Consider the following 24,580-nt stretch of genomic DNA (forward strand, 5'->3'; position numbering starts at 1 on the left):
TACAGCCCTTTGTTATGTAAATTATTGCTCCTCATCTACCAGCGATAACTGATGGACATTTTGATATTTCGACCTTCTTGTGGCACACCTAATGCTGAGAAATATTCTCGATTAAACGCATTGGTGAGCGCTAACGCGGCTTGAATATCTTTATTGTTTTGAGATTGATAACTGATTGAAAAATCATGAATACCATAGCCTGGATATTGAGTAATAAGCTCTTGCATTCGATTTGTGGTTTTACCTTTCACATGAGGCGCTTGTCCGCGATGTGTGCCTTTATTCGCGGTAGTACCAGCGAATTTTCCTGACCACCCTAATGAGAATGGGGTTTTAGCGACAGGAAGTTGAATAAAGGTCGTCAGTATTTCAGGGCGAACCGGCGAAATGGTTTCATGTGTGGTTAACTCTAGGGTATGAGTACGGTTATAACTTAAGCCTAGAGAAATTAATGGGTGTGAATAACGCAGACTAAGATCAATACCTTCAATCATTGCGTTGGGAATATTAAATGCTTGGAGATTTAATTTACCCGCAAATGAACTTGAATGCCACGGACCATAAGTAATGTAATCCTTTGATTTAGTATCAAAATAAGCGGCTTTTAAAATGAGTTTATCTTGTTGTGATAAAAGCTGTTTAAATGAGAAATCAGCGCCATATTCCCAAGTGCTATTTCTTTCAGGTTTTAAGTTTGGATTAGGCACCCAATGCGCATTAAAAAAACCTGCTTTAAAATGGAATGAATCATTAAACATTTCATTTAAAGTTGGCGCGCGAAACGCAGTTGAATAGGTAGAATAAAGTTGTAACCAACGTGTTGGTGTGAAGGCTAACGTGATATTTTCAGTGGTTCCTCGATAGCTCGATGTATGTTTTTCTGCTTGTAATGTTTTCGCCGAAAATTTACTGAAGAAAGGATCAAGCCCTTCACCAGGTATATTTTTGTAATAGTGATAACGTATACCCGTTGTGAGTGTGAGAGGGAGTGATGGTGTACTGAGAGAGCTTTGCAACCAACCTGCGATATAATTCATTTTCGCTAAAGGAAAGTTTTTTGCTTCTTCATTTGATTGCATTTTCTGCTGATAAGCTTCTGTTCCAATAATCACAGATTGATTGAATGTATCAAACCAATTGATACTGGCATTATCTTCAAATTTAAGCCCATAAGTCGATTGTGTACGTGCTTCGTATTTACCTATTTTACCTTGGATATTTTTTTTTAAATCTGACGTTGTTAATTTAGTATCCGTTAAAAACGTTTGGTTAATATCAAACTGTGAATAGTAAAGATAAGTGGTTAAATCTAACCATGAGTTTGTATCAGAAACATAATGGTGAGTGAGCGCATAATTTTTTTGCTGAGTGTCGCGCTGCATCTGGTTACTTTCATTCTTGCCAAATCCGCCCATTCGATGCAAAACTTCTCGTTGTTCACCTGAATTATCATAATGGCGAGCTGAAATAATAAGTGTTTGATTTTCAGTTGGATAAAAATAGGCTTTTGCAAAGAAATTTTTAATATGCTCGTGGTTTTCTAATTTATCACCATTAGCAAGACGAATAGGACCACGTTGGCGTTGGCTATACGCAAATAAACCTTCTGCAATATCGTGTCTGGCTGCAATCATGCCACCATAAGAAAAATGGCGATCTGCTGATGAAACTGAGCTAAATAGTTTTGCGCCTAATTTTTTATCCGTACCTAATATGGAGCGAGGATCAAGAGTATTAAACGCGACAACGCCTCCCATAGCACCTGCACCATGCAAAGTGGATGCGGAGCCATGTTTTACATCAACACGTCTAATTAAAGAGGGATCAAGAAAGATACCACCTAAATTATTTATGGTGTTCTCTAGTGGTTGATGAATACCATCAACGAGGATCTTGATACCTTTTTGGTCGTATCCTCGCATTAAAATATTCGTGCCATTTGTGATACCGGTTCCTGATAACGTCACACCAGCAACATCTTTTAATATTTCACCAGTAGTTGATGCGGTTTGTGTTTTAGCCGAAGAAGTATCAATAACAGAGTGAAAGTCTGAGGATCGATCGTCGTTATAGCCAATAACAGTAAGAGAGTCCGTTCCTGTATTTTCAGAGTGTGCAGAGGCAATAGGGGAATACAACAGACAAAGTGCTGTTGCTATACCTGAATATTTGAAATGTTTCTTCAGCATACACATACCATAAATATCCATAAAAAGTCCTTGTATATGGAGTTATTTAGCTGGCTGCCTAGCTGAGTCGATAGGTGGCTTGCACGTTATTGTCAAAAAAAATTATTTAGTCAGGATAAGTTTTCCTGCTTTAGTTTGGCGTAGTTGGTACAACTCTCCGTTATGTTGAATGTAAACCATGCCATCTTTACCTAATAACTCAATACTATTAATCGATTGAATTATTGAAGAATGAGAATTTTGTTTGGTTAAAGAATTATCCAAATTATTAGCTTTTTTATTCATAATACACTAAGAGTAATAAGCGTTATCATTATGATAATCATTATCGTTAACAAAAGTGTTTAGACAAGCTTTTTTTAACGTAAATAAGTAAATTTAAGTCATATTGTGAGTAATAAAGAGGTAGGTGATGAAATTTAAAACAATGGAATAAAATAGGCTGATATTTTACCTGAATATAAAGTCAGAAAGAGGGAGGATCAGGAGGAACATAATGAATATAAAAGATAAAAGGGGATAAGGATTATCCCCTTAAAAACAAGACTATTGAAATCGACTCTCAACGGCTTGTGCTAATAACTCAAGAAGTTGTTCTGTGTCATTCCAGCTTAAACAAGGATCAGTGATTGATTGCCCATAATTAAGAGGTTTATTTTGCACAACTTTTTGGGAGCCTTCTTGTAAAAAGCTTTCAGCCATCACGCCAACAATTGCTTGTGAGCCATCTTTAATTTGTTGACCAACATTTCTGGCTACTTCTAATTGACGACGATGAATTTTTTCACAGTTGCCATGGCTAAAATCGATAATAAGATGCTCTGGTAAATCTACTTGTTTTAGCGCATCAACAGCGTCAGCAATATCGCTTGCGTGATAATTAGGTTTTTTACCTCCGCGCAGAATAATATGACCATACGGATTACCACTGGTTTGGTAAATTGTCATACGGCCATTTTTATCTGGCGATAAGAAGGTGTGGCCAACACGAGAAGCTCGAATAGCGTCAATCGCAATGCGGGTATTACCATCAGTGCCATTTTTAAAGCCAACAGGGCAAGAAAGCGCAGAAGCCATTTCACGATGAACTTGGCTTTCAGTCGTTCTAGCACCAATGGCACCCCAACTAATTAAATCTGCAATATATTGGCCTGTAACCATATCGAGAAATTCAGTTGCAGTGGGTAAACCTAATGCATTTATTTCAATTAATAGCTTTCTTGCAAGGCGAATACCTTCGTTGACGTTGCAAGAGTTATCAAGGTAAGGATCAGAGATTAAACCTTTCCAACCAATGACCGTACGTGGCTTTTCAAAGTAGGTTCTCATGACGATTTCTAAGCGGTCATGATAACGTTCTTTTAGCTGATTAAGCTTAGAGGCGTACTCTTTGGCCGCTTTAGGATCATGAATAGAGCAAGGGCCTACAATCACTAATAGTCGTTGGTCTTCTCCGGTAAGGATTGCTTCAATTCGTTTACGTGCTGATGTGATATTTTGGGTTATCTCATCAGAAATGGGGAACTCTTGTGCTAAGGTTTCTGGTGTTACTAGACTATCTAGCACCTTAGTCCGTAGTTCGTCTGTCTTTAGCATAATTCATCTCAATAAATATACAGGGTAAGTCTACCCAGTGATTAAGATCACAATAAACGAAATTCAGCTAATTTCAACAGCCTTCTCAGTGAAAACCGAATAAAAAAATGACAAAAATGCGTTAGAACATTCTTCTTGCTAATCCCATAGAATCAATCACCTTGGTTGAAATTTCTTCAACAGAATAGTTGGTGGTGTTGAGATAAGGAATGTTGTTCTTTCTAAAGAGTGCTTCAACTTCTGATAATTCAATTCTACATTGACGAATAGAGGCATAACGGCTGTTTTCACGACGTTCACCACGAATAGCGGCTAAGCGTTCTGGTGCAATGGTTAAACCAAACAATTTATGTTGGTATTCTTTTAATTCAGCAGGCAGTTTTAAGAAATCCATATCATCTGCGGTGAAAGGATAGTTGGCTGCCTGAATACCAAATTGCATTGCTAAATAGAGGCTGGTGGGTGTTTTTCCGCAACGAGAAACACCAATTAAGATCACTTGTGCTTGGTCGAGATTACGTAATGATATGCCATCATCATGGGAAAGGGTGTATTCGATGGCGGCAATACGAGCATCGTATTTACTAAGATTTTTTTCAGTCAATCCATGGGTTTTATTTAATTTTGGCGATGCCTTGATCCCCATTTCTTTTTCTAGTGGTAATACAAGAGACTGGACAATATCCTGACAAAAACCCTCGCTGCTATTTATTATCTGTTTAACTTCAGGGCTGATAATAGAATAAAAAACCAGGGGTTTAGCGCCACTCTTTTTATAAATTTCAGAGATTTTCTGTTTTATTTCTTCAGCTCTTTCTACAGTAGACACAAAAGGTAATGTATAACTTTTCATTTTTAATGGAAATTGAGAAAGCACCGCATGGCCTAATACCTCTGCCGTAATCGCTGTGCCATCAGAGATAAAAAAGACTGTCCTATCAATGGGTTCATTATTATCACAATTAATAGAATTCAAGCTTAATATCATAACACTCACCTTTTTTTAGCTGAATTAGCAAATCAAACAATATTATCTATAGCATTTTTAGCGATTATAAAGGATAAAAAAATAAAGTTTTCTGGTTGATCGATTCACCTTTCTATATTCAGCATAACATTGTGATACGCTTATTTACGTTGTCGTTTTGACAGCGGGTTTTTCTTTTTTTCTCTCTCTCATAATTGTTTAAAAAAGGATTGTTCTCAATGTCCAGCAATAGCCTCACCCCGTGCAATGTGCTTTGGTATAACCAATTAGGTATGAATGACGTTGATCGTGTTGGTGGGAAAAATGCTTCCCTCGGTGAAATGATCACAAACCTAGCGGAACTGGGTGTTTCTGTTCCTAATGGGTTTGCTACCACAGCGCAAGCGTTTAATGATTTTCTGGAACAGAGCGGTATCAATCAGCGTATTTATGAATTACTTGATAGCGTTGATGTTGATGATGTCAATCAACTGGCTCAAGCAGGTAATCAAATTCGCCAGTGGGTAATTGATACACCTTTTACGCCTCAGTTTGAAAAAGATATTCGCGATGCTTATCTCACATTAAGTGAAGGTGAATCTGAAGCTTCATTTGCCGTTCGTTCATCTGCGACTGCAGAAGATATGCCTGATGCTTCTTTTGCAGGTCAACAAGAGACGTTTTTAAACGTTCAAGGTATTGATGCCATACTCGTTGCAATCAAACATGTATTTGCCTCGTTATTTAACGATCGAGCAATCTCTTATCGTGTTCACCAAGGTTATGATCACCGTGGTGTTGCATTATCTGCGGGTGTTCAACGTATGGTGCGTTCTGATCTTGCTTCTTCAGGTGTGATGTTTACCATCGATACTGAATCTGGCTTTGATCAAGTTGTCTTTATTACATCAGCTTATGGTTTAGGTGAAATGGTAGTACAGGGTGCAGTTAACCCAGATGAGTTCTATGTACACAAGCCAACTTTAGCAAAAGGTCTACCTTCTATTGTTCGTCGTAATCTTGGTTCTAAAAAGATCCAAATGGTTTACGCAGACAGTGTTGAACACGGTAAACAAGTTCGTATCGAAGATACGCCAGAGCTACTGCGCAATCGTTTCTCTTTGACTGATCATGAAGTTCAAGAGTTGGCTAAACAAGCGGTATTAATTGAACGTCACTATGGTCGTCCAATGGATATCGAATGGGCTAAAGATGGGCATAATGGTCGCTTATATATTGTTCAGGCACGCCCAGAAACCGTTCGTTCTAACCAACAAGTTATGGAGCGCTATCAATTAAATGAAAGTGGCTCTGTTATCATCGAAGGCCGTGCTATTGGTCATCGTATTGGTACAGGTGTCGTTAAAGTTATTCATAACTTAAATGAGATGGATAGAATTGAAGCGGGTGATGTGCTGGTTACTGACATGACAGACCCTGATTGGGAGCCTATCATGAAAAAAGCCTCTGCGATTGTGACCAACCGTGGTGGTAGAACATGCCATGCTGCAATTATTGCTCGTGAATTAGGTATTCCCGCTGTGGTGGGTTGTGGTGATGCAACAGAATGTATTACTGAAGGCCAAGTTGTTACCGTTTCTTGTGCTGAAGGTGATACAGGATTTGTTTACGATGGCAAACTGGATTTTTCTATTCAAAGCTCCGCAATCGATAACATGCCTGAATTAGGGCTTAAAATCATGATGAACGTCGGTAATCCTGATCGTGCATTCGATTTTGCTGGTTTACCAAATGATGGTGTCGGTCTTGCGCGTTTAGAATTTATTATTAACCGCATGATTGGTGTGCATCCTCGTGCATTATTAGAATATGACGACCAAACTGAAGCATTGAAAGCTGAAATCAATGAAATGATGGCAGGCTATGAATCTCCAGTAGAGTATTACATCAGTAAATTAACGGAAGGAATTGCAACATTAGCTGCGGCATTCTGGCCTAAACGCGTTATTGTTCGTTTATCTGACTTTAAATCTAACGAATATGCCAACTTAGTGGGTGGCGATCGTTATGAGCCAGACGAAGAGAACCCAATGCTAGGATTCCGTGGTGCGGGTCGTTATGTTTCTGACGATTTCCGTCGCTGCTTCTCTCTTGAGTGTGAAGCGGTAAAACGTGTTCGTAATGATATGGGCTTAGAGAATGTTGAAGTCATGATCCCATTTGTTCGTACTGTACGCCAAGCTGAAGAGGTGATTGACGAATTAGCGGCAAACGGTTTGAAACGAGGTGAGAATGGCTTAAAAGTCATTATGATGTGTGAAATTCCATCAAATGCCTTATTAGCGGATAAATTCTTAGAACACTTTGATGGTTTTTCTATCGGCTCTAACGACATGACCCAATTAACATTAGGTCTTGACCGCGATTCTGGTGTGGTTTCTGCTCTGTTTGATGAACGCAATGATGCAGTGAAAGCATTATTATCAATGGCAATCCAAGCCGCAAAACGTAATGGAAAATATGTGGGTATTTGTGGTCAAGGACCTTCTGATCATGAAGATTTCGCACAATGGCTAATGGAAGAGGGAATTGATAGTTTATCGTTAAACCCAGATACCGTAATTAAGACTTGGGTGAAATTAGCACAATAGAATTAATATCATCGTTATAAATAAAAAGCTCACAATATTATGTGAGCTTTTTTTATACAATTATTAAATAATAGGCAAAAAAAAAGCCTATCATGGGCTGACAGGCAAAGACTACACACAGCAATATTTTATATTCTTTAATCCCGCCAATTAATCTATTAATATGAAAGGCGAAATTATTAATTCGATGAAACATTTGTTTCGTTGATATTTATATTAAGAGAAATGCGTTAATTATGCTCTAAGAATTATCTCAATAAAAAGAATAATGGTTTATTTAAAATTGAATATAACTTGCTGGTAACAAACAGGTTTAAAAAAATGTAATTTGTTTCAAGATGTAAGTTTTAATATAGAAATATAATGGTTTATTCCTAAATTGATAATCTTTATTAAACTTTACTCTGTTATTTTTAGAGCATGTAAGTAGCTACACTTACATGCTCCATTATTATTTATTCTTTTTCAATAAAGTTTTTATTCATAAATTCTACTGTTTCAGTTAAATCAGGACTAGGTTTTGGTACTTCATTAACCCATGCATTTAATAAACTATGAGCAACAGCAAGAACAACAGGACCAATAAATAAACCAATCATACCTAATGTTAAAATTCCACCAATAACACCTGTGAGAATTAATACCATAGGCAAATCTGCACCCATCTTGATTAAATAAGGGCGTAATACACCATCCATTGTTGCAACAGCACCACCCCAAATCACCATAACAATGCCCCAAGTGGTATCACCCGTCCAAAATAGCCATAAAATTGAAGGGATCAAAACTAATAAAGGACCTATTTGAGCAAGGCAGCAAATAAACATAACGACGGTTAATACCGTAGCATAAGGTACGCCAGATACAGCAAGACCAACACCGCCAACAATAGCCTGAATTAAGGCGGTTAAAACTACACCTAATGCAACGGCGCGAATAGACATAGAAGCGAGTAAGATTGCGGCATCACCACGTTGACCGGCTAAGCGAATAGCAAAATGACGCAACCAAGATACGACATTTTCACCTTGTAAAAACAGTAAGCCTGAAAATAACAACATCACACCCAAATGTAGGGCAAATCGACCAATATTTAAGGCTTGAGCAAAAAACCAGTTTGCAGCTTGCCCAACATAAGGTTGGATTTTTGAGATTAACGCATTCCCCCCTGAAACCAGAATAGAGTGCCATGTATCATAAAGCTTGCTCCCTATCATGGGGATATCGTTAAGCCATAATAATTGAGGAGGCTGAATATTCGAAGGTGATTTCGCTAATTCAATTAAGGGGGCGCTATTATCAATAACGCTACTAATTAATAAGATAATAGGGATAACGAAGATCAGTAATATCAAAATCATCATTATCATGGTTGATAGCCAACGATATTTTACTCGTTTTTCAATAATAAGAAGTAAAGGCCACGTTGCTACAACAATCATTCCAGCCCAAATGAAACCCACAATAAAGGGATTTAAGATCCAAAAACTGGCGATAATAAAAAAAGAAATAAAAAGAACAGTGAATAAAACTTTGGGTATATCTGTATGGATCTGCGGTTTTTCCATGGTTTTAAATCCCTACACGAATAAAAATGCTAGAAGCAGATGAATAAACATTGCAAATATCACGTTGTTTATATCACTACGCAATTTGCCAGAATTGTATGATAAGGTGAATAGGTATCGGTCTGAAAGTACAAAATGAGGCAGAGTACCTCTTAGCATACATTTCAACATCTAAAATTAAGCAATGTGGACTATTAGATTAAAGAGCTATAACCCATGATCCCACGTATATCGCAAGCACCGCAAGTCAGTGAACTCACAACAGAATTTCTTGATACTCTTCGAAAAAATGGTTTTACCGGTGATATCTCCAGCAGTTATGCTGACAGACTCACTATGGCAACAGATAATAGTATTTACCAGTTATTGCCACAGGCGGTTGTTTTTCCTCGTTCAACAGCGGATGTCACTATTATAGCTCGCTTAGTTGATGAACCTCGATTTCATTCACTCTCTCTGACTCCAAGAGGGGGCGGCACAGGTACTAATGGGCAAGCATTAACGGATGGTATTGTCGTCGATTTATCTCGTTATATGAAACGCATCATTGAGATAAATCCAGAAGAACGTTGGGTAAAAGTGGAAGCAGGAGTGATAAAAGATGAGCTTAATCTCTTTTTAAAACCTTATGGCTTCTTTTTTGCTCCAGAACTTTCTACCAGTAATCGTGCCACATTAGGCGGAATGATTAACACTGATGCATCCGGGCAAGGTTCAATGGTTTATGGTAAAACTTCTGATCATGTTCTTGGTGTTAGAGCGGTTTTGTTAGGCGGTGAACTTCTTGAAACGCGAGCGATGGATATCGCACTAGCTGAAAATATTGCCCAAGAGAGCTCTGCAATCGGTAAAGTTTATCGTACCGTTTTATCTCGTTGCAAAGAGCAACGAAAGCTTATTCTTGAAAAATTCCCTAAATTAAATCGCTTTTTAACTGGGTATGATTTACGTCATGTCTTTAGTGATGACATGAAACGATTTGATTTAACGAGAATTTTAACAGGCTCTGAAGGAACGCTCGCTTTTATTACTGAAGCGACACTCGATATCACGCCAATTCCTAAACAGCGCAGTTTAGTCAATGTAAAATACGATTCTTTTGACTCAGCATTACGTAATGCGCCTTTTTTAGTTAAAGCAAATGCACTTTCTGTTGAAACTGTTGATTCCAAAGTATTAAATCTCGCTCGTGAAGATATTGTGTGGCATTCCGTTAAAGCGCTGATCACTGATATACCTGATAAAGATATGCAAGGTCTTAATATTGTTGAATTTGCGGGTGATGATGAAAATCTTATCGCTTCACAAGTCGCATCATTATGCCAACGTTTAGATTCATTAATGAAAGAGGGTCAGAGCGGTGTTATCGGTTATCAAGTCTGTGAAGATTTGGCGGATATAAACCGTATTTATGCCATGCGTAAAAAAGCGGTTGGTTTATTAGGTAACGCAAAAGGGCAAGCAAAGCCAATTCCTTTTGTTGAAGATACCTGTGTACCGCCAGAACATCTTGCTGATTATATTACAGAATTTAGAGCGCTACTTGATAGCCACCAGCTCAATTATGGCATGTTTGGACATGTTGATGCGGGTGTATTGCACGTAAGACCTGCTCTTGATATGTGCGATCCACAACAAGAATTATTGATGAAATCCATCTCAGACGACATTGTCACGTTAACAGCCAAATATGGTGGGTTACTCTGGGGTGAACATGGAAAAGGCTTTAGAGCGCAATACAGCCCCGAATTTTTCGGTGAAACGCTCTATCATGAACTGCGTCAAATCAAAACGGTGTTCGATCCTCGAAATAGACTGAATCCTGGGAAAATCTGCCCTCCATTAGAGGTCGATGAGCCTATGAAGCAAGTTGATACTATCAAACGAGGGACTTTTGATCGCACAATTCCTTTATCTGTGCGCCAAGATTTCAAAGGTGCATTAGATTGTAATGGCAATGGGCTTTGCTTTAACTTTGATGCTAAAAGCCCTATGTGCCCTTCAATGAAAATCAGCGGACAACGCATTCATTCACCTAAAGGACGAGCCGCACTTGTAAGGGAGTGGCTACGCTTATTAACAGAGCAAGGCGTTAGCCCAAAACAACTTGGATCTAGCCTTGAAAATAATAAACCTAGCTTAAGAAGTTTAATTGAGAAAACGCGTAATACTTGGAAAGCTAAACGTGGCGAATATGATTTTTCTCATGAAGTCAAAGCGGCAATGAACGGTTGCTTGGCTTGTAAAGCGTGTTCAACGCAATGTCCGATTAAAATTGATGTGCCATCGTTTCGTTCTAAGTTTACTGAGCTTTATCACCAGCGCTATTTACGTCCGTTAAAAGATCATATTGTCGCTAATGTTGAGTTAACTACGCCGATTATGGCGAAAGCACCCGGATTCTTTAACTTTTTTATGAAGCAACCTTTGGTGCAATCATTAAGTAAACACACGATAGGAATGGTTGATTTACCTTTGCTGTCATCACCAACATTAAAGCAGCAATTGGCTGGGCACAATGCGTTAGATATGACGCTAGAAGACTTAGAGCGTTTATCTGAAAAGCAACGAAGCCATCATGTGCTGGTGGTTCAAGATCCATTCACCAGTTATTACGATGCAAAAGTGGTTGCCGATTTTATCAAGCTAATTGAAAAGATTGGATTTAAACCTGTCTTGCTGCCGTTTTCACCTAATGGTAAAGCGCAACATATTAAAGGTTTTTTACAGCAATTTAGTAAAACAGCACAAAAAACCTCAATAATGCTTAATCGTGTTGCAAAATTAGGTATCCCTATGGTGGGAGTCGATCCTGCGTTAGTGCTTTGTTATCGTGATGAATATCGTGAAATACTGGGTGATAAACGTGGGGGTTTTAATGTTCAACTTGTTCATGAATGGCTAAGTAAATTGGTATCTGAGCCAATAGCAGTTCGCGATGATGCTGAAAAATGGTATCTTTTTGGGCACTGTACAGAAGTGACGGCGCTACCACAAAGTATGAAACAGTGGCAGGCTATTTTCCAACGTTATGGGCAGCAACTCGAATTTGTGAGCACTGGATGTTGTGGAATGGCTGGTACTTATGGACATGAACTAAATAATTATGAAAACTCGTTGGGCATTTATCAACTCTCATGGGGTAATGCATTAAAAACGTTACCAACAATGCGTTGTTTAAGCACCGGTTACTCTTGTCGTAGTCAAGTGAAACGTATTGATAATGTTGAGCTAAAACACCCACTACAGGCACTTTTGGAGATTATGCCATGATATGGAAACGTAAAATGACAATTGAGGATCTTAATCGTATTGGACAAAACAATATGATGAGCCATTTGGGTATTGAATTAACATGCCTTGGTGATGATTATCTTGAAGGAAGAATGCCTGTTGATCATCGTACTAAGCAGCCTTTGGGGCTTTTGCATGGTGGTGCTTCTGTTGTGTTAGCTGAAACATTAGGCTCTGTTGCGGGTTATCTTTGTACCGAAGGTGAACAAAAGATTGTCGGGCTTGAAATTAATGCGAATCATATTCGTTCAGCAAGAGAAGGCAAGGTAAGAGGTGTATGCAAACCTATTCATTTAGGTCGTTCACATCAAGTTTGGTCAATAGAAATATTTGATGATGAAGGTCGTCAAGTATGTATTTCTAGATTAACAACATCTGTTATTTCTTAAAAAATAAAAAAGTTATACGCACAAAGTGAAATACTCGCTTTGTGCGTTTTTTATGTTTATAGATAATGTCAAAAAGAATAAAAATTGAGAGAGAAAAGAGAATTATTTCTTTATTTAGATTTTATTTTTAATGATAATCATTATCTTCATAATAAAAGATAAGACGATCAATAATGTTAACTATTTCTAAATTCAACACCACAGTATTATTAATTGTAGGTTTATTAATCAGTGGGTGTGACAATAATTCTACCTCTAAAACGAGTAATGATATAAGCAATATTCCAGTGCAAACTGTTTCTGGTTTTAATATGGCTTATCCCACTTCATTTACAATGAGCAGAGAAGATACTGAAAATTATTTTAAATTATTACCCGATAATATTCAGGATGTCACAACAGAAATGATGGTTTATAAATCAGAGCCTATTTGTGATTTAACAGATGTTCGTCTGGTTTATTTTAAAATGATCGATGCAATGAGTTATGATGTGGATGCGGGAGCACAAGGCATAGTTGATAATATTGCGATAATAGATGGCATGAAGGAAATATCTACATCGATAAAACCATTAACCATCCCAAACGTAGAAAGTAGACATGTCTTTTTTGAAGGAAAATACGCAAAAGAGAATGTGAGTTATGAAGGTGTTTTAGTGGCTGATCTTAAAACGAACCGAGTATGGCAACTACAATTGATTAGCAACTTCAATAGCCAATCGAACAAACAAAAAAATAGTCAAATCCTTGAATGTACAAACAAATATATTCAAACCATTACTATCAATAAATAAGTTCAAAGAGCACACAATCCAATAAGAGGTCATCACATAAGTGGTGCTATCTTATCCTGCATGATAAGCATAAAAATGAATGTGAACAGAGTTAATAAGCTGTCATGTAAAAACACATTTTTATGCTTTTTTCTCTAAATTTCAGTGATAACATATAAAGTGTATTTATATTGCAACTTATGTGCGTATTGTGCGAAATATAAGAAAAATTAAAAGTTTTATTTTTTGTAATGAAAGAGAATAAAAGTGTTATATTACATTGTGTTAACATTAATTGTTAACAAAGTAATTGCAAAAATAGAACAAAAAACACACATTTATGGAATATCCTTTCAAAAGACATGGTTGAAGTGATAAGGGTTATCATTACCATTAGTGTCAGGAAAGATATCAATCTCCTTTCGAAATGAGGTCAGAAATGACAAACAACGTTGAAACTTTTTCTCTTAATGACACAGCTTGGCAAGGCATTGTATTAACGGATAATGCGGCAAAGCATATCTGTCATTTAGTTGAGAAAAACCCAGAAAAACAAGGACTTTCCTTAAGTATCAAACCCTCTGGTTGTACAGGGTATGGTTATGTTATTGAACTCGCTACTGCCCCAAATGATGATGATCTTGTTTATGAACACAATGGAGCAAAACTCTTTGTTTCATTAAAAGCAATGCCATTTATCGATGGGTTGGTTGTTGATTATGTTCGTGAAGGACTTAATCAAATGTTTAAATTTAATAATCCTAAAGCTCAAAACGTCTGCGGATGTGGTGAGAGCTTCGGGGTATAACATAGTGAAGTCAGATTATGTCTCAGAGCAATGTTGAAATTGGTGATGAAGTTCAGGGATGGCTAAGCGATCACCACTATAAAGAAGGTTTTTATACCGATATCTCAACCGATACCTTAGAAAAAGGATTAAACGAAGCGGTTGTGCGTGCAATATCGGCAAAAAGAAACGAACCAGAGTGGATGCTGGAATTTCGTTTAGATGCTTATCGCCATTGGTTAGAAATGGAAGAGCCTCATTGGCTAAAAGCAGATTATCCATCGCTTAATTATCAAGATTATAGCTATTATTCGGCGCCATCTTGCAGTTCATGCTGTGCTAATGGCAGTTGTGCTGGTGGTACAAATGAAGCGGTTGCAAGTGATAAACAAGCCGCGCAAGATTATTTAACTAAAGAAGTTGAAGATGCCTTTAACCAACTTGGTGTGCCTGTAAGAGAAGGGCAAGCGGTTGCGGTTGATGCCATTTTTGACTCTGTTTCTGTTTCAACAACATATCGTGAAGAGCTTGCCGAACATGGCATAATTTTCTGCTCATTTAGCGAAGCTATTCAAGAATATCCTGATTTAGTACGCCAATATTTAGGCACCGTTGTATCAAGTCATGATAACTACTTTGCTGCACTAAATGCGGCTGTCGCATCTGATGGTACTTTTGTCTATATTCCAAAAGGGGTTCGTTGCCCAATGGAATTATCGACTTATTTTCGTATTAATGCGGCTCAAACAGGTCAATTTGAACGAACTATTCTGGTTGCTGATGAAGGTAGTTACGTCAGTTATATCGAAGGTTGTTCAGCACCTGTTCGTGATAGCTATCAGCTTCATGCTGCTGTGGTTGAAGTCATTATCCATAAAGATGCTGAAGTAAAATACTCGACGGTACAAAACTGGTTCTCTGGAGGCGATAGTGAAGGCGGTATTCTTAACTTTGTGACTAAACGTGCGATTTGTGAAGGCGAAAACGCAAAAATGTCATGGACGCAATCAGAAACAGGTTCTGCGATTACATGGAAATATCCAAGTGTGATTTTAAAAGGGGATAATTCGACCGCTGAATTCTTCTCGGTTGCTTTAACGAATGGCAACCAACAAGCAGATACCGGTACTAAGATGATCCATATCGGCAAAAATACCAAATCAACCATTATCTCTAAAGGTATTTCTGCAGGTAAAAGCCAAAACAGTTACCGTGGACTCGTAAAAGTACTCCCTGGTGCGCAAAATGCCCGTAACTTTACCCAATGTGATTCCATGTTAATTGGTACGCAGTGCGGTGCGCATACTTTCCCTTATGTTGAAGTAATGAACAACTCAGCACAGCTTGAACACGAAGCAACAACGTCACGTATTGGTGAGGATCAGTTGTTCTATTGTCGTCAGCGTGGGTTAAGCGAAGATGATGCAATCTCAATGATTGTAAACGGATTTTGTAAAGATGTGTTCTCAGAATTACCGCTGGAATTTGCTGTAGAAGCACAAAAATTATTAGCAATCAGCTTAGAACATAGCGTCGGTTAACGATTAACCAAATTCTGAGAATAAAGATACCGAAGGCATATATTATGTTAGAAATTAAAAATTTACATGTCAGTGTTGAAGGCAATGAGATCCTGAAAGGGTTAGATTTGCAAGTTCGTGCGGGTGAAGTTCACGCGATTATGGGGCCAAATGGCTCGGGTAAAAGTACCTTATCAGCAACACTTGCTGGTCGTGATGAATATGAAGTCGATGAAGGTTCAATCACCTTTAAAAATAAAGATTTATTGGAATTAGAACCAGAAGATCGCGCAGGTGAAGGCATCTTTATGGCATTTCAATATCCGGTTGAAATACCCGGTGTCAGCAACCAATTTTTCTTACAATCGTCTGTGAATGCGGTGAGAGAATATCGTGGTCAAGAGCCGTTAGATCGCTTTGATTTTGAAGATTTTATTGAAGATAAAATCAAATTATTGGATATGCCACAAGATTTGTTAACACGCTCAGTTAACGTGGGGTTTTCTGGTGGTGAGAAAAAACGTAACGATATTTTACAAATGGCTGCGTTAGAGCCTGAATTATGTATTTTAGATGAAACAGATTCAGGGCTTGATATTGATGCCTTAAAAATCGTTTCTAATGGTGTTAATAGCTTACGTGATGGTAAACGTGCTTTCATTGTTGTAACACACTACCAGCGCATTCTTGACTATATTAAACCTGATTTTGTACATGTGCTTTATCAGGGGAAAATCATTAAATCTGGTGATTTCTCATTGGCGCAAAAATTGGAGGAACAAGGTTATGGCTGGCTTATTGACCCTCAATGAAAAGCGTGAAAAGCAGCGCCAAGTTGAACTGCGTAATCAACAAGCATTAGAAACGTTTTCAGCGTTATATCATCAACGTAAAGGCGACGATAGTCTCAATGCGCGTAATCACTGGCTACAAGTCGAGAAAGTCGGTTTCCCGGCTTATCGTCATGAAGATTGGCACTATACGCCATTAGAAGAAACGCTAAGCCAGCGCTATCAACAGTTGCCAGCTTTTGATGTGCAAAATTTAATGGCTAAATACGCATTATCTTTTGATTGCTATCGTATTGTTATGGTAAATGGCACATTTTCACCGATAGAAAGCAGCAAAGATTTTGGTCCTTATCAAGTCACTTTGCTTGATAACCAAAGTGAATTGCCTAAAGCGGTAAATGGTGAAATTTTCCTGCATTTAGTTGAAAGTTTAGCACCACATCCTTTGTTGATTACCTTGAAAGCGGGCGTTATTGCGGATAAACCACTTTATATCCTCAATATTACTCAAGGTGATCAAAGTGCAGAAGTAAATAGCGCAAATTATCGTTTTCACCTTGATGTCGGTGCAAATACACAGATGCAAGTTATTGAGCACTATATCAGCAGTGATAGCGAAAACCGTCACTTTACAGGGGCAAGATTAACTGCTGCGATTGGTGATAATGCCTCTTTTAATCATATCAAATTAAGTTTTGAGAATGGTGTAAGTCAGCATTTTGCTCATAACGATCTGACGATAGGTCGTGATGCTCGTGTCAATAGTTATGCTTTCTTATTAGGGGCTAAACTTAGTCGTCATCATACAAGTTCTGCACTAAAAGGTGAAAATACAGAGCTTTCGATGAATAGCGTTGTATTACCTAAAGCCGGCGAAATAGCGGATACCCGTACATGGTTGGTTCATGGTGAGAAAAATTGCCAGAGTCGTCAACTGCATAAAAGTATTGCAATGGATGCAGGGAAAGCCGTATTTAACGGTATGATCACGGTAACACCTCAAGCATTAAAAACAGATGGTCAAATGACTAATAATAATCTGTTGCTGGGTGAGAAAGCGCAAATCGATACTAAGCCACAGCTTGAGATCTATGCTGATGATGTAAAATGTAGCCATGGTGCGACTGTGGGGCGAATTGATGATGAGCAACTATTTTACTTGCGTTCACGAGGTATTTCTTTAAGTGATGCCCGTAAAATGATCATCCATGCATTTGCGGCTGAATTAACTGAATCGCTAGAAAATAGCGTGATTAAGGCGCAGGTGTTAGACAGAATTAATCAGCGCTTATTAGAGGTATAAAATAAGGCATTATGACGCATTCCATTGAAAAAGCGCGAGATGATTTTCCAATCCTTTTACAACAAGTAAAAGGGAAACCACTGGTTTATCTCGACAGTGCCGCAAGTGCTCAGAAACCGGCTTGCGTCATTGAACATGAAAAGCAATTTGCCTTAACACAATATGCCGCGGTTCACCGCGGCATTCATACGTTAAGTGCAAATGCGACAACGTTAGTTGAAAATGTCCGTAAAAAAGCCAGTGATTTTTTAGGTGCCAATAGCGAAGACGAGATTATTTTTGTTAAAGGCACAACGGAAGGGATCAACTTAATTGCAAATGTTTATAGCCAACGATTTTTAAATGATGGTGACAATATCATCATCACAGAAATGGAACATCACGCAAATATTGTTCCTTGGTATATGTTGGCAAAACAGTATGGTTTTAATGTTCGAGTGTTACCGCTATTACAAGACGGCACACTCGATTTAGCTAAATTACCTAGCTTAATCGACGAGCGAACTAAATTATTTAGCCTTACACACCAATCAAATGTATTGGGCACAGTGAATCCTATCGCTCAGATTATTCGTGATGCTCGCCAATATGCTATTGATCAAGGCGGGGAGTTACATATATTGGTTGATGGTGCTCAAAGTGCCATGCATCAAACAATTAATGTTTCACAACTTGATTGCGACTTTTTTGTTTGTAGCGGGCATAAACTGTATGGTCCTACGGGTATTGGCTTGCTGTATGGTAAAAAAGCGATACTGGATGAATTGCCGCCTTGGGAAGGCGGTGGCGCAATGATAAAACATGTTCATATTAATGGTGATATTACCTACGCAGATGCACCTTGGCGTTTTGAAGCGGGAACACCTAATATAATAGGAATGATTGGCTTAGGTGCGGCATTAGATTATCTTTCACAGCTAGGTATGAATAATATTGCTGAGTATGAAAATCGTATAATGAAGTATGCTCAAGAGCAGTTGCAAAAAGTAAAATCTTTAACGCTTTATGGTAATGATCTTCGACAAGGTGTGATAGCGTTTAATTTAGGTAAACACCACGCTTATGATGTTGGGGCATTTCTTGATAATTATGGTATTGCTATCCGTACAGGGCATCATTGTGCGATGCCAATTATGGATTACTACCAAGTTCCTGCGATGTGTCGTGCATCTATTGGTTTATATACCAATAAAAATGATATTGATGCGTTGGTTAATGCGCTATTACGTGTTGAAATGTTATTAGGTTAAAGATTAAAGAAAAGAGGTTATTCATGGCAGTAGCCAATTTGCCAGATGAAGCAAAACTATTACGCAATTTTTCTCGTTGTCAGGATTGGGAACAACGTTATCTCTATATGATGGAGTTAGGTGAACGCCTTACTCCTTTAACAGATGAACAACGTATTTCCGCTAATTTTATCGAAGGTTGTCAAAGTCAGGTGTGGATTGCTGTTTCGTTTAATGAGAATAAACAACTTATTCTTGCTGGTGATAGCGATGCAGGCATTGTCAAAGGGCTTGTTGCCTTGGTAATTATCTTATTTCAAGGAAAGACGCTCGAACAAGCATTAGCCACAGATGTAAAACAGTATTTTTCATCACTCGCACTAGAAAGCCACTTAACACCCTCTCGAACTCAAGGCTTGCATGCGATGGTTACGACACTGATTAAGCGTTTTTCAGAATACGCTGTAGCATAAATGTTACCTAATCCCACATTAATGTTCTAAACTGACTTATTATATGAATAGCATAACAATGATAATGTTATCATCATAATAGTCAGTTTATTTTATTTCTAACACACGGGATAAATGATGAATAAATGGTTAACCCTATTGGGAGTATCGCTGTTAGGGATGAACAGCCACTTATCTTATGCGACAGAATACCTGTTACCCGCTGATGGCCAGCGTATTATCGGCGAGAATGTTTCATATATAGTGCCGGATGATAAGCGTTCACTAGAAGCTATTGCGTCTGAATATCAAGTGGGATTGCTCAATATGATGGAAGCAAATCCGGGTATTGATCCGCTTTTACCAGATGCAGGTAAAACATTAAATATTCCATTGCAGATGATTTTACCTGATACGGTATATAAAGGTATTGTCATCAATCTTGCCGAATTACGCCTTTATTATTATCCGAAAGAGGGTAGCACCGTTGATGTTTATCCTATCGGTATTGGTCAATTAGGACGAGAAACGCCTGAAATGGTGACATCGATTTCTCAATTGATTAAAGATCCCACATGGACACCGACGGCAAATATTCGTAAAAACTATGCAGCAAAAGGGATCACGCTCCCTGCCGTTGTTCCTGCCGGCCCTGAAAATCCAATGGGTGCTTATGCATTAAGATTGGCTCATAGTCGCGGTGAATATTTAATTCACGGTACAAATGCAGATTTTGGTATTGGATTAAGAGTGAGTTCAGGCTGTATTCGTTTAAGACCCAATGATATTGAGACGTTATTTAACGTAGTGCCTAAAGGTAGCCGTGTTCAGGTTATCAATAAGCCGATTAAATTTACTGAAACTGCGGATGGTAGACAGTTTATTGAAGTTCATCAGCCATTATCACGTAATGAAGATGACGATCCGCAAACGATGCCTCTTACGTTCACAAAGCAATTTAATGCTTGGTATGAAAGTGGCAAAGTCGATAAAAATAAAGTCGATGCAGAGCTTATTCGTCGTTCTGGTATTCCTGTAGAGGTTACAGCCTACTAAGTGTGGATGATATTTTATAAATAGCAAAAGACCTCTTTATAAAATTAATAGCGTTAAAGATACCTTACTATAAGTCATATTATTTTACTGATAATAAGGAAATTTAGTGAGAGTTTCAGCTAATAATGAAAATCTGATAAAGAGAAATAACAGTATCACGCCTAACATGGCGGATAATTCTGGTTTGCTATTTAATAAGTTATCTCAGGCGAGAAATAGCTGTAAAACATTTTTAATTGGGGATAAAAAGCTAAAAAGTGAAAATATTCAATTAATGTGCGAGGAGCTTCTTCAGCGAGTCATTCCTAAAGAGGGATGTAGGGTATATGAGTTAATTGAAATAGAGACTTTGCCTGATAAGGTTAGCTCCAGAGTATCTTACTCAAAGTATTCAAAGTCAGTGACAGAGCTATTTAATATTCTAGAGAATGAATTAAAAAAAGTCAGTGGCATGGAATATTTTGTACTGACGAAAGATCAACAAAAAAATGTTGATAAAATTAAGGATACATTTAGTCAGATATCTACTCAAACAGACAAAAATATCAGGCATAACTCATACCTAGCAACGAATCTTAATTTAAATGAACGTATAAAAGCTTTTGGCATTGATACACTTAATAATAATTAAAAACCTTATAAAAACCAAAGCCCTAACATTACGTTAGGGCTTTGCTATTAATGCTTACCTAAAGCTGTTTTCAGCCTATTGGTGAGTCAAATTACTTTTTATAAGTAGTGACTTGGTTATCTAAACGCTGATTTGCGCGAGCTGCTTCGTCGTAAGCTGATTTAGCTTCAGCGCGAGCAGATTGTACATCACCGCTTAGTTGCTGAACTTGAGTATTCAGGCGGCTTACATCAGAAGAGATTTGATCTAATTGTGCATTATTACTAGAAGAACAACCTGCTAATAAGCCTGAAGCCAGAATTACCGCACCTAGTACAAGTTTCGCTTTCATAGTTACAACCTCTATTATTAGTTTGTGTAAAGGAACAAGTAGCATTTATATGAAACCACTAATAAGTATGGCACATATATAAGAAAATGCTGGATTTATTTATCTCATTCTACTGAACCATTAGTTGAACAATAGAAAAAATAACACCTACAATGCAAATGTTCAGTACAAAAAATGCGTGTTATTTCACAAAAGATTTTTATTCATAAAAGTCTGATAGAAAAACATTTTATCTGCATTGTTTTATTGTTACTTATATTTATAGCTATAAAACACCACCTAAATTTACTTTTATGAAAACAGGCTCTACTTCATTTTTAAACGATTCAAGTGTAAATTTTTGGAAGTTTAGATCGTTATATCCCCTAAAGAAGAGTATCCCGCGTTCTAAATCGGTGAGTGTTGTCCATACTGAAAATTCACTGGTATGAAGGGCTTTTAACGTATTATGTCCCAGTAAAGGATCGATTGTGGAATTTTTAGGACGATCAAAACGGTTCATAATATGCGATAATTCAACAAGTTGTGTGTCTGGATCAGAAACTTGGTGATAATACGTTGTGTAGTAAACAGCACGAATAAACCTATCAACAGAAGTATCAGAGCTTGGCAATGTTACTAACGCAATCCCACTATCAGGTTGTTTTACCTTAATATTACCCAGAGTGCTGGTGGAAATATTAATATTAGAAAGATGAGTGTAATTATTTAAGTTGGTAAGATGCCATGGAAATAAGGGACCATTGGTCATGCAATAAGTCGGATTATCATAAATATGCAATTTCCCTTCTGAAACCTCAACAACAATACAGGCTCCCGTTTTATCATAAAAAGCATAATGGAAAGGGCTGGGTAAATTGCGTAATAACAATAATTTTTGTGACCAAAATGCGGTTTTAGGGATGTTTTGTTTTAATTCTTCAACGGTTGAATATTGTGCTAAAGCCCATTCACCAATTGCTGCGATAGGTACTGAATTTGCGTAGTCTTCTGGGCTAATATCATGGAGCTTTGAATCAGGAAGCATATTCAAGCTAAAAGAAAGCCCTTGTGTATTGACTCCTTCCAGTACGTCTTTTGTTCCTTCTAAATTAATGGGGGCTGTAATGGCGATAAAAGGGTATTTAGCGACATATTTTAATCCTGGTGTACCATCGGGAGCATTTTGTTGGAATGTATGAGCTTTAGGATAATATGCAAATATTGAGGCGGGTTTGTCTGTTGAAAATTCCATTGTTCTACCATGATAAATACGATTTTTCTTATCTTTAATCGCAAGGGTAGTACAAGCAAAAACGCGGGTATTTTTTGTGTCATTAGACATTTTACATCCTTATTTACTTATATTAATAAAATAGTTTATTAAAAGCATAGAAGAAATGAGGGCAGTAAGAGAAAAAAATCAGCAGAATTAAAAAAAATAATGAAAGAGAAAAAATAGTGAAAGAGAAGAAAAAACGCCACGGTTACCGTGGCGTTTGAACTATTGACGTACTGTTAAATTACAGAACGTGAACAGATGAAGTATTTGTTGTGCCGCTATCAACCAGCGCACCAGTAACCATAACAACACGCTCACCAGCATGAGCTAAACCACTTGCTAATGCTGCTTCTTTACCAATACGGTAGAAGTCGTCAGTAGAAGAGATTTCGTTAACTAATTGCGTTGTTACACCTTTAACTAACAGTAACTGACGAGCTGTTTCTTCGTTGTTTGTTAATGCTAAGATTGGCGCAGTTGGGAAATATTTACGGATAGAACGAGCTGATTTACCACCGAAAGTTGCAACAACAATCAGAGGTGCATCTAAGTTTTCAGCCATTTCTACTGCACCGCGACAAACTGCTTCTGTGACGCGTAATTTTGCAGCGGTTTGTTTGTAATCAAGGCGAGATTGCATGATACGGTCTGTACGATCACAGATAGTTGCCATGATAGTTACAGCTTCTACTGGGTATTTACCTTTCGCACTTTCACCTGACAACATAACAGCATCAGTACCATCTAAGATGGCATTCGCAACGTCACCCGCTTCAGCACGAGTAGGGCGTGGGTTTTTGATCATTGAATCTAACATTTGCGTTGCAGTGATAACCACTTTACGTGCAGCGTTACATTTTTCGATCATCATTTTTTGTGCGAAGATAACTTCTTCAACTGGGATCTCAACACCTAAGTCACCACGAGCAACCATGATACCGTCAGAAGCTTCTAAGATCTCATCAAAATTGTTTAAACCTTCTTGGTTTTCAATTTTTGAGATGATCATGATGTTTTTGCCGCCGTGTGCATTTAAGTGTGCGCGCATTTCTTCAACGTCAGAACGTTTACGAATAAATGATGCAGCAACGAAATCAACGCCTTGCTCGCAACCAAAGATAAGATCTTGTTTATCTTTTTCAGCTAATGCTGGTAAACCGATAGAAACGCCCGGTAAGTTAACACCTTTATTTTCACCTAGGTCACCGTTGTTTAAAACTTCACAAACAACTTCTGTATCAGTTACAGCAGTTACTTTCATGCCGATAAGACCATCATCAACTAAAACGGTATTACCAACAGTTAAGTCTTTAGCGAAACCTTCGTAAGTTACAGCAACGCGGTCTTTGTTGCCCACAACAGTTTTGTCTGTAGTGAAAGTGAAAGTTTGACCAGCAACTAAAGCAACATCATTACCACCTTCTAATTTGATGGTACGGATTTCTGGACCTTTAGTATCTAATAAGATAGCGGCTTTTTTGCCTGTTTTAGCGCAAACGTTACGCAGATTTTTGATACGGTTGCCATGCTCTTCATAGTCACCGTGAGAGAAGTTTAGACGCATAACGTTCATGCCAGCGTCTAGTAATTGATTCAGTTTTTCTTCAGATTCGGTTTTTGGCCCGATGGTGCAAACAATTTTTGTCTTTTTCATGGCAGTCTATTTAATGGTTGTATTGTAATGGATGAATAAGGATTAATGTCGCTGTTTTCTATTAACAGTATCAATGGTGCAAAACAGGATGTACAAACTCATTCCTAATGGATAAGTTGCGCAACATGTTAATGGTTCAGCAACATCATAAAAATCTTGTCACTATTTTGTATCAAA

20 protein-coding genes are annotated in these 24,580 nt (G+C 37.8%); 12 read left to right on the forward strand and 8 right to left on the reverse strand.

What is annotated here, in order from left to right:
• Positions 1-35: 35 nt before the first annotated feature.
• The 4 genes from QQS39_RS07845 to ppsR form a co-directional block, all read right to left on the reverse strand.
• Positions 36-2,210, reverse strand: coding sequence for a TonB-dependent receptor domain-containing protein (locus tag QQS39_RS07845; protein WP_285805690.1), 2,175 nt, complete (start codon positions 2,208-2,210; stop codon positions 36-38).
• Positions 2,211-2,291: 81 nt separating this feature from the next.
• Complete coding sequence (gene hemP / locus QQS39_RS07850) at positions 2,292-2,474, reverse strand: hemin uptake protein HemP (RefSeq protein WP_151434958.1); 183 nt, start codon at positions 2,472-2,474, stop codon at positions 2,292-2,294.
• A gap of 261 nt (positions 2,475-2,735) precedes the next feature.
• A complete protein-coding gene (locus QQS39_RS07855) occupies positions 2,736-3,785 on the reverse strand; it encodes a 3-deoxy-7-phosphoheptulonate synthase (RefSeq protein ID WP_285805691.1) in 1,050 nt (349 codons plus the stop codon).
• A 121-nt stretch (positions 3,786-3,906) separates the two neighbouring features.
• Positions 3,907-4,773, reverse strand: coding sequence for a posphoenolpyruvate synthetase regulatory kinase/phosphorylase PpsR (gene ppsR / locus QQS39_RS07860; protein WP_151434960.1), 867 nt, complete (start codon positions 4,771-4,773; stop codon positions 3,907-3,909).
• Between the two features lie 218 nt (positions 4,774-4,991).
• Between ppsR and ppsA the strand changes: the two genes are divergently transcribed.
• Positions 4,992-7,364 carry a phosphoenolpyruvate synthase gene (ppsA, locus tag QQS39_RS07865; RefSeq protein ID WP_196734278.1) on the forward strand — a complete coding sequence of 791 codons (2,373 nt, stop codon included), beginning with the start codon at positions 4,992-4,994 and terminating at the stop codon, positions 7,362-7,364.
• Positions 7,365-7,819: 455 nt separating this feature from the next.
• Here the strand turns inward: ppsA and ydiK are convergent, their stop codons facing one another.
• Positions 7,820-8,932 carry an AI-2E family transporter YdiK gene (gene ydiK, locus QQS39_RS07870; RefSeq protein WP_285805692.1) on the reverse strand — a complete coding sequence of 371 codons (1,113 nt, stop codon included), beginning with the start codon at positions 8,930-8,932 and terminating at the stop codon, positions 7,820-7,822.
• 216 nt (positions 8,933-9,148) lie between these two features.
• Here ydiK and ydiJ point away from each other — a divergent pair, with 216 nt between their 5' ends.
• The 11 genes from ydiJ (at position 9,149) to QQS39_RS07925 (ending at position 21,157) form a co-directional block, all read left to right on the forward strand.
• On the forward strand, positions 9,149-12,205 hold the full coding sequence (ydiJ, locus tag QQS39_RS07875; protein ID WP_285805693.1) for a D-2-hydroxyglutarate dehydrogenase YdiJ: 3,057 nt from the start codon (positions 9,149-9,151) through the stop codon (positions 12,203-12,205).
• The gene (gene menI / locus QQS39_RS07880; protein ID WP_285805694.1) at positions 12,202-12,615 is read left to right on the forward strand and encodes a 1,4-dihydroxy-2-naphthoyl-CoA hydrolase; all 414 of its coding nucleotides are present in this window, start codon (positions 12,202-12,204) and stop codon (positions 12,613-12,615) included. The genes ydiJ and menI overlap by 4 nt, the downstream gene beginning before the upstream one ends.
• A 173-nt stretch (positions 12,616-12,788) precedes the next feature.
• Positions 12,789-13,409, forward strand: coding sequence for a hypothetical protein (locus QQS39_RS07885; RefSeq protein ID WP_151434965.1), 621 nt, complete (start codon positions 12,789-12,791; stop codon positions 13,407-13,409).
• Positions 13,410-13,827: 418 nt separating this feature from the next.
• On the forward strand, positions 13,828-14,196 hold the full coding sequence (sufA, locus tag QQS39_RS07890; protein WP_036913225.1) for a Fe-S cluster assembly scaffold SufA: 369 nt from the start codon (positions 13,828-13,830) through the stop codon (positions 14,194-14,196).
• A gap of 17 nt (positions 14,197-14,213) precedes the next feature.
• Positions 14,214-15,716, forward strand: a complete 1,503-nt coding sequence (sufB, locus tag QQS39_RS07895; protein WP_151434966.1) for a Fe-S cluster assembly protein SufB — start codon at positions 14,214-14,216, stop codon at positions 15,714-15,716.
• 44 nt (positions 15,717-15,760) lie between these two features.
• Entirely contained in the window at positions 15,761-16,507 is a 747-nt protein-coding gene (gene sufC, locus QQS39_RS07900; protein ID WP_023582353.1) for a Fe-S cluster assembly ATPase SufC, read from the forward strand.
• Positions 16,482-17,789 carry a Fe-S cluster assembly protein SufD gene (gene sufD / locus QQS39_RS07905; protein WP_151434967.1) on the forward strand — a complete coding sequence of 436 codons (1,308 nt, stop codon included), beginning with the start codon at positions 16,482-16,484 and terminating at the stop codon, positions 17,787-17,789. The genes sufC and sufD overlap by 26 nt, the downstream gene beginning before the upstream one ends.
• Before the next feature lie 11 nt (positions 17,790-17,800).
• On the forward strand, positions 17,801-19,039 hold the full coding sequence (gene sufS, locus QQS39_RS07910) for a cysteine desulfurase SufS (protein WP_285805695.1): 1,239 nt from the start codon (positions 17,801-17,803) through the stop codon (positions 19,037-19,039).
• 23 nt (positions 19,040-19,062) lie between these two features.
• Complete coding sequence (gene sufE / locus QQS39_RS07915) at positions 19,063-19,491, forward strand: cysteine desulfuration protein SufE (RefSeq protein WP_196734283.1); 429 nt, start codon at positions 19,063-19,065, stop codon at positions 19,489-19,491.
• Between the two features lie 117 nt (positions 19,492-19,608).
• A complete protein-coding gene (locus tag QQS39_RS07920) occupies positions 19,609-20,526 on the forward strand; it encodes a L,D-transpeptidase family protein (protein ID WP_285805696.1) in 918 nt (305 codons plus the stop codon).
• Positions 20,527-20,632: 106 nt separating this feature from the next.
• A complete protein-coding gene (locus tag QQS39_RS07925) occupies positions 20,633-21,157 on the forward strand; it encodes a hypothetical protein (RefSeq protein ID WP_151434971.1) in 525 nt (174 codons plus the stop codon).
• A gap of 91 nt (positions 21,158-21,248) precedes the next feature.
• Here QQS39_RS07925 and QQS39_RS07930 read toward each other — a convergent pair whose 3' ends face one another.
• From QQS39_RS07930 to pykF, 3 genes are all read right to left on the reverse strand, one after another.
• The gene (locus QQS39_RS07930; protein WP_036913221.1) at positions 21,249-21,488 is read right to left on the reverse strand and encodes an Lpp/OprI family alanine-zipper lipoprotein; all 240 of its coding nucleotides are present in this window, start codon (positions 21,486-21,488) and stop codon (positions 21,249-21,251) included.
• A gap of 265 nt (positions 21,489-21,753) precedes the next feature.
• Complete coding sequence (locus QQS39_RS07935) at positions 21,754-22,812, reverse strand: linear amide C-N hydrolase (protein ID WP_151434972.1); 1,059 nt, start codon at positions 22,810-22,812, stop codon at positions 21,754-21,756.
• A 178-nt stretch (positions 22,813-22,990) separates the two neighbouring features.
• The gene (gene pykF / locus QQS39_RS07940; protein ID WP_151434973.1) at positions 22,991-24,403 is read right to left on the reverse strand and encodes a pyruvate kinase PykF; all 1,413 of its coding nucleotides are present in this window, start codon (positions 24,401-24,403) and stop codon (positions 22,991-22,993) included.
• Positions 24,404-24,580 lie beyond the last annotated feature (177 nt).

Source organism: Proteus appendicitidis, from assembly GCF_030271835.1.
GTDB classification, from domain to species: domain Bacteria; phylum Pseudomonadota; class Gammaproteobacteria; order Enterobacterales; family Enterobacteriaceae; genus Proteus; species Proteus appendicitidis.

Excerpts from the sequence above, each read along its gene's own strand:
- ppsA (WP_196734278.1), top strand. The coding sequence starts at position 4,992 with ATGTCCAGCAATAGCCTCACCCCGTGCAATGTGCTTTGGTATAACCAA.
- QQS39_RS07885 (WP_151434965.1), top strand. The coding sequence starts at position 12,789 with ATGTTAACTATTTCTAAATTCAACACCACAGTATTATTAATTGTAGGT.
- sufB (WP_151434966.1), top strand. The coding sequence starts at position 14,214 with ATGTCTCAGAGCAATGTTGAAATTGGTGATGAAGTTCAGGGATGGCTA.
- QQS39_RS07845 (WP_285805690.1), bottom strand. The coding sequence starts at position 2,210 with ATGGATATTTATGGTATGTGTATGCTGAAGAAACATTTCAAATATTCA.
- QQS39_RS07855 (WP_285805691.1), bottom strand. The coding sequence starts at position 3,785 with ATGCTAAAGACAGACGAACTACGGACTAAGGTGCTAGATAGTCTAGTA.
- sufS (WP_285805695.1), top strand. The coding sequence starts at position 17,801 with ATGACGCATTCCATTGAAAAAGCGCGAGATGATTTTCCAATCCTTTTA.
- sufC (WP_023582353.1), top strand. The coding sequence starts at position 15,761 with ATGTTAGAAATTAAAAATTTACATGTCAGTGTTGAAGGCAATGAGATC.
- sufD (WP_151434967.1), top strand. The coding sequence starts at position 16,482 with ATGGCTGGCTTATTGACCCTCAATGAAAAGCGTGAAAAGCAGCGCCAA.
- sufA (WP_036913225.1), top strand. The coding sequence starts at position 13,828 with ATGACAAACAACGTTGAAACTTTTTCTCTTAATGACACAGCTTGGCAA.
- QQS39_RS07935 (WP_151434972.1), bottom strand. The coding sequence starts at position 22,812 with ATGTCTAATGACACAAAAAATACCCGCGTTTTTGCTTGTACTACCCTT.
- ydiJ (WP_285805693.1), top strand. The coding sequence starts at position 9,149 with ATGATCCCACGTATATCGCAAGCACCGCAAGTCAGTGAACTCACAACA.
- QQS39_RS07930 (WP_036913221.1), bottom strand. The coding sequence starts at position 21,488 with ATGAAAGCGAAACTTGTACTAGGTGCGGTAATTCTGGCTTCAGGCTTA.
- ppsR (WP_151434960.1), bottom strand. The coding sequence starts at position 4,773 with ATGATATTAAGCTTGAATTCTATTAATTGTGATAATAATGAACCCATT.
- ydiK (WP_285805692.1), bottom strand. The coding sequence starts at position 8,932 with ATGGAAAAACCGCAGATCCATACAGATATACCCAAAGTTTTATTCACT.
- menI (WP_285805694.1), top strand. The coding sequence starts at position 12,202 with ATGATATGGAAACGTAAAATGACAATTGAGGATCTTAATCGTATTGGA.
- pykF (WP_151434973.1), bottom strand. The coding sequence starts at position 24,403 with ATGAAAAAGACAAAAATTGTTTGCACCATCGGGCCAAAAACCGAATCT.
- QQS39_RS07920 (WP_285805696.1), top strand. The coding sequence starts at position 19,609 with ATGAATAAATGGTTAACCCTATTGGGAGTATCGCTGTTAGGGATGAAC.
- sufE (WP_196734283.1), top strand. The coding sequence starts at position 19,063 with ATGGCAGTAGCCAATTTGCCAGATGAAGCAAAACTATTACGCAATTTT.
- hemP (WP_151434958.1), bottom strand. The coding sequence starts at position 2,474 with ATGAATAAAAAAGCTAATAATTTGGATAATTCTTTAACCAAACAAAAT.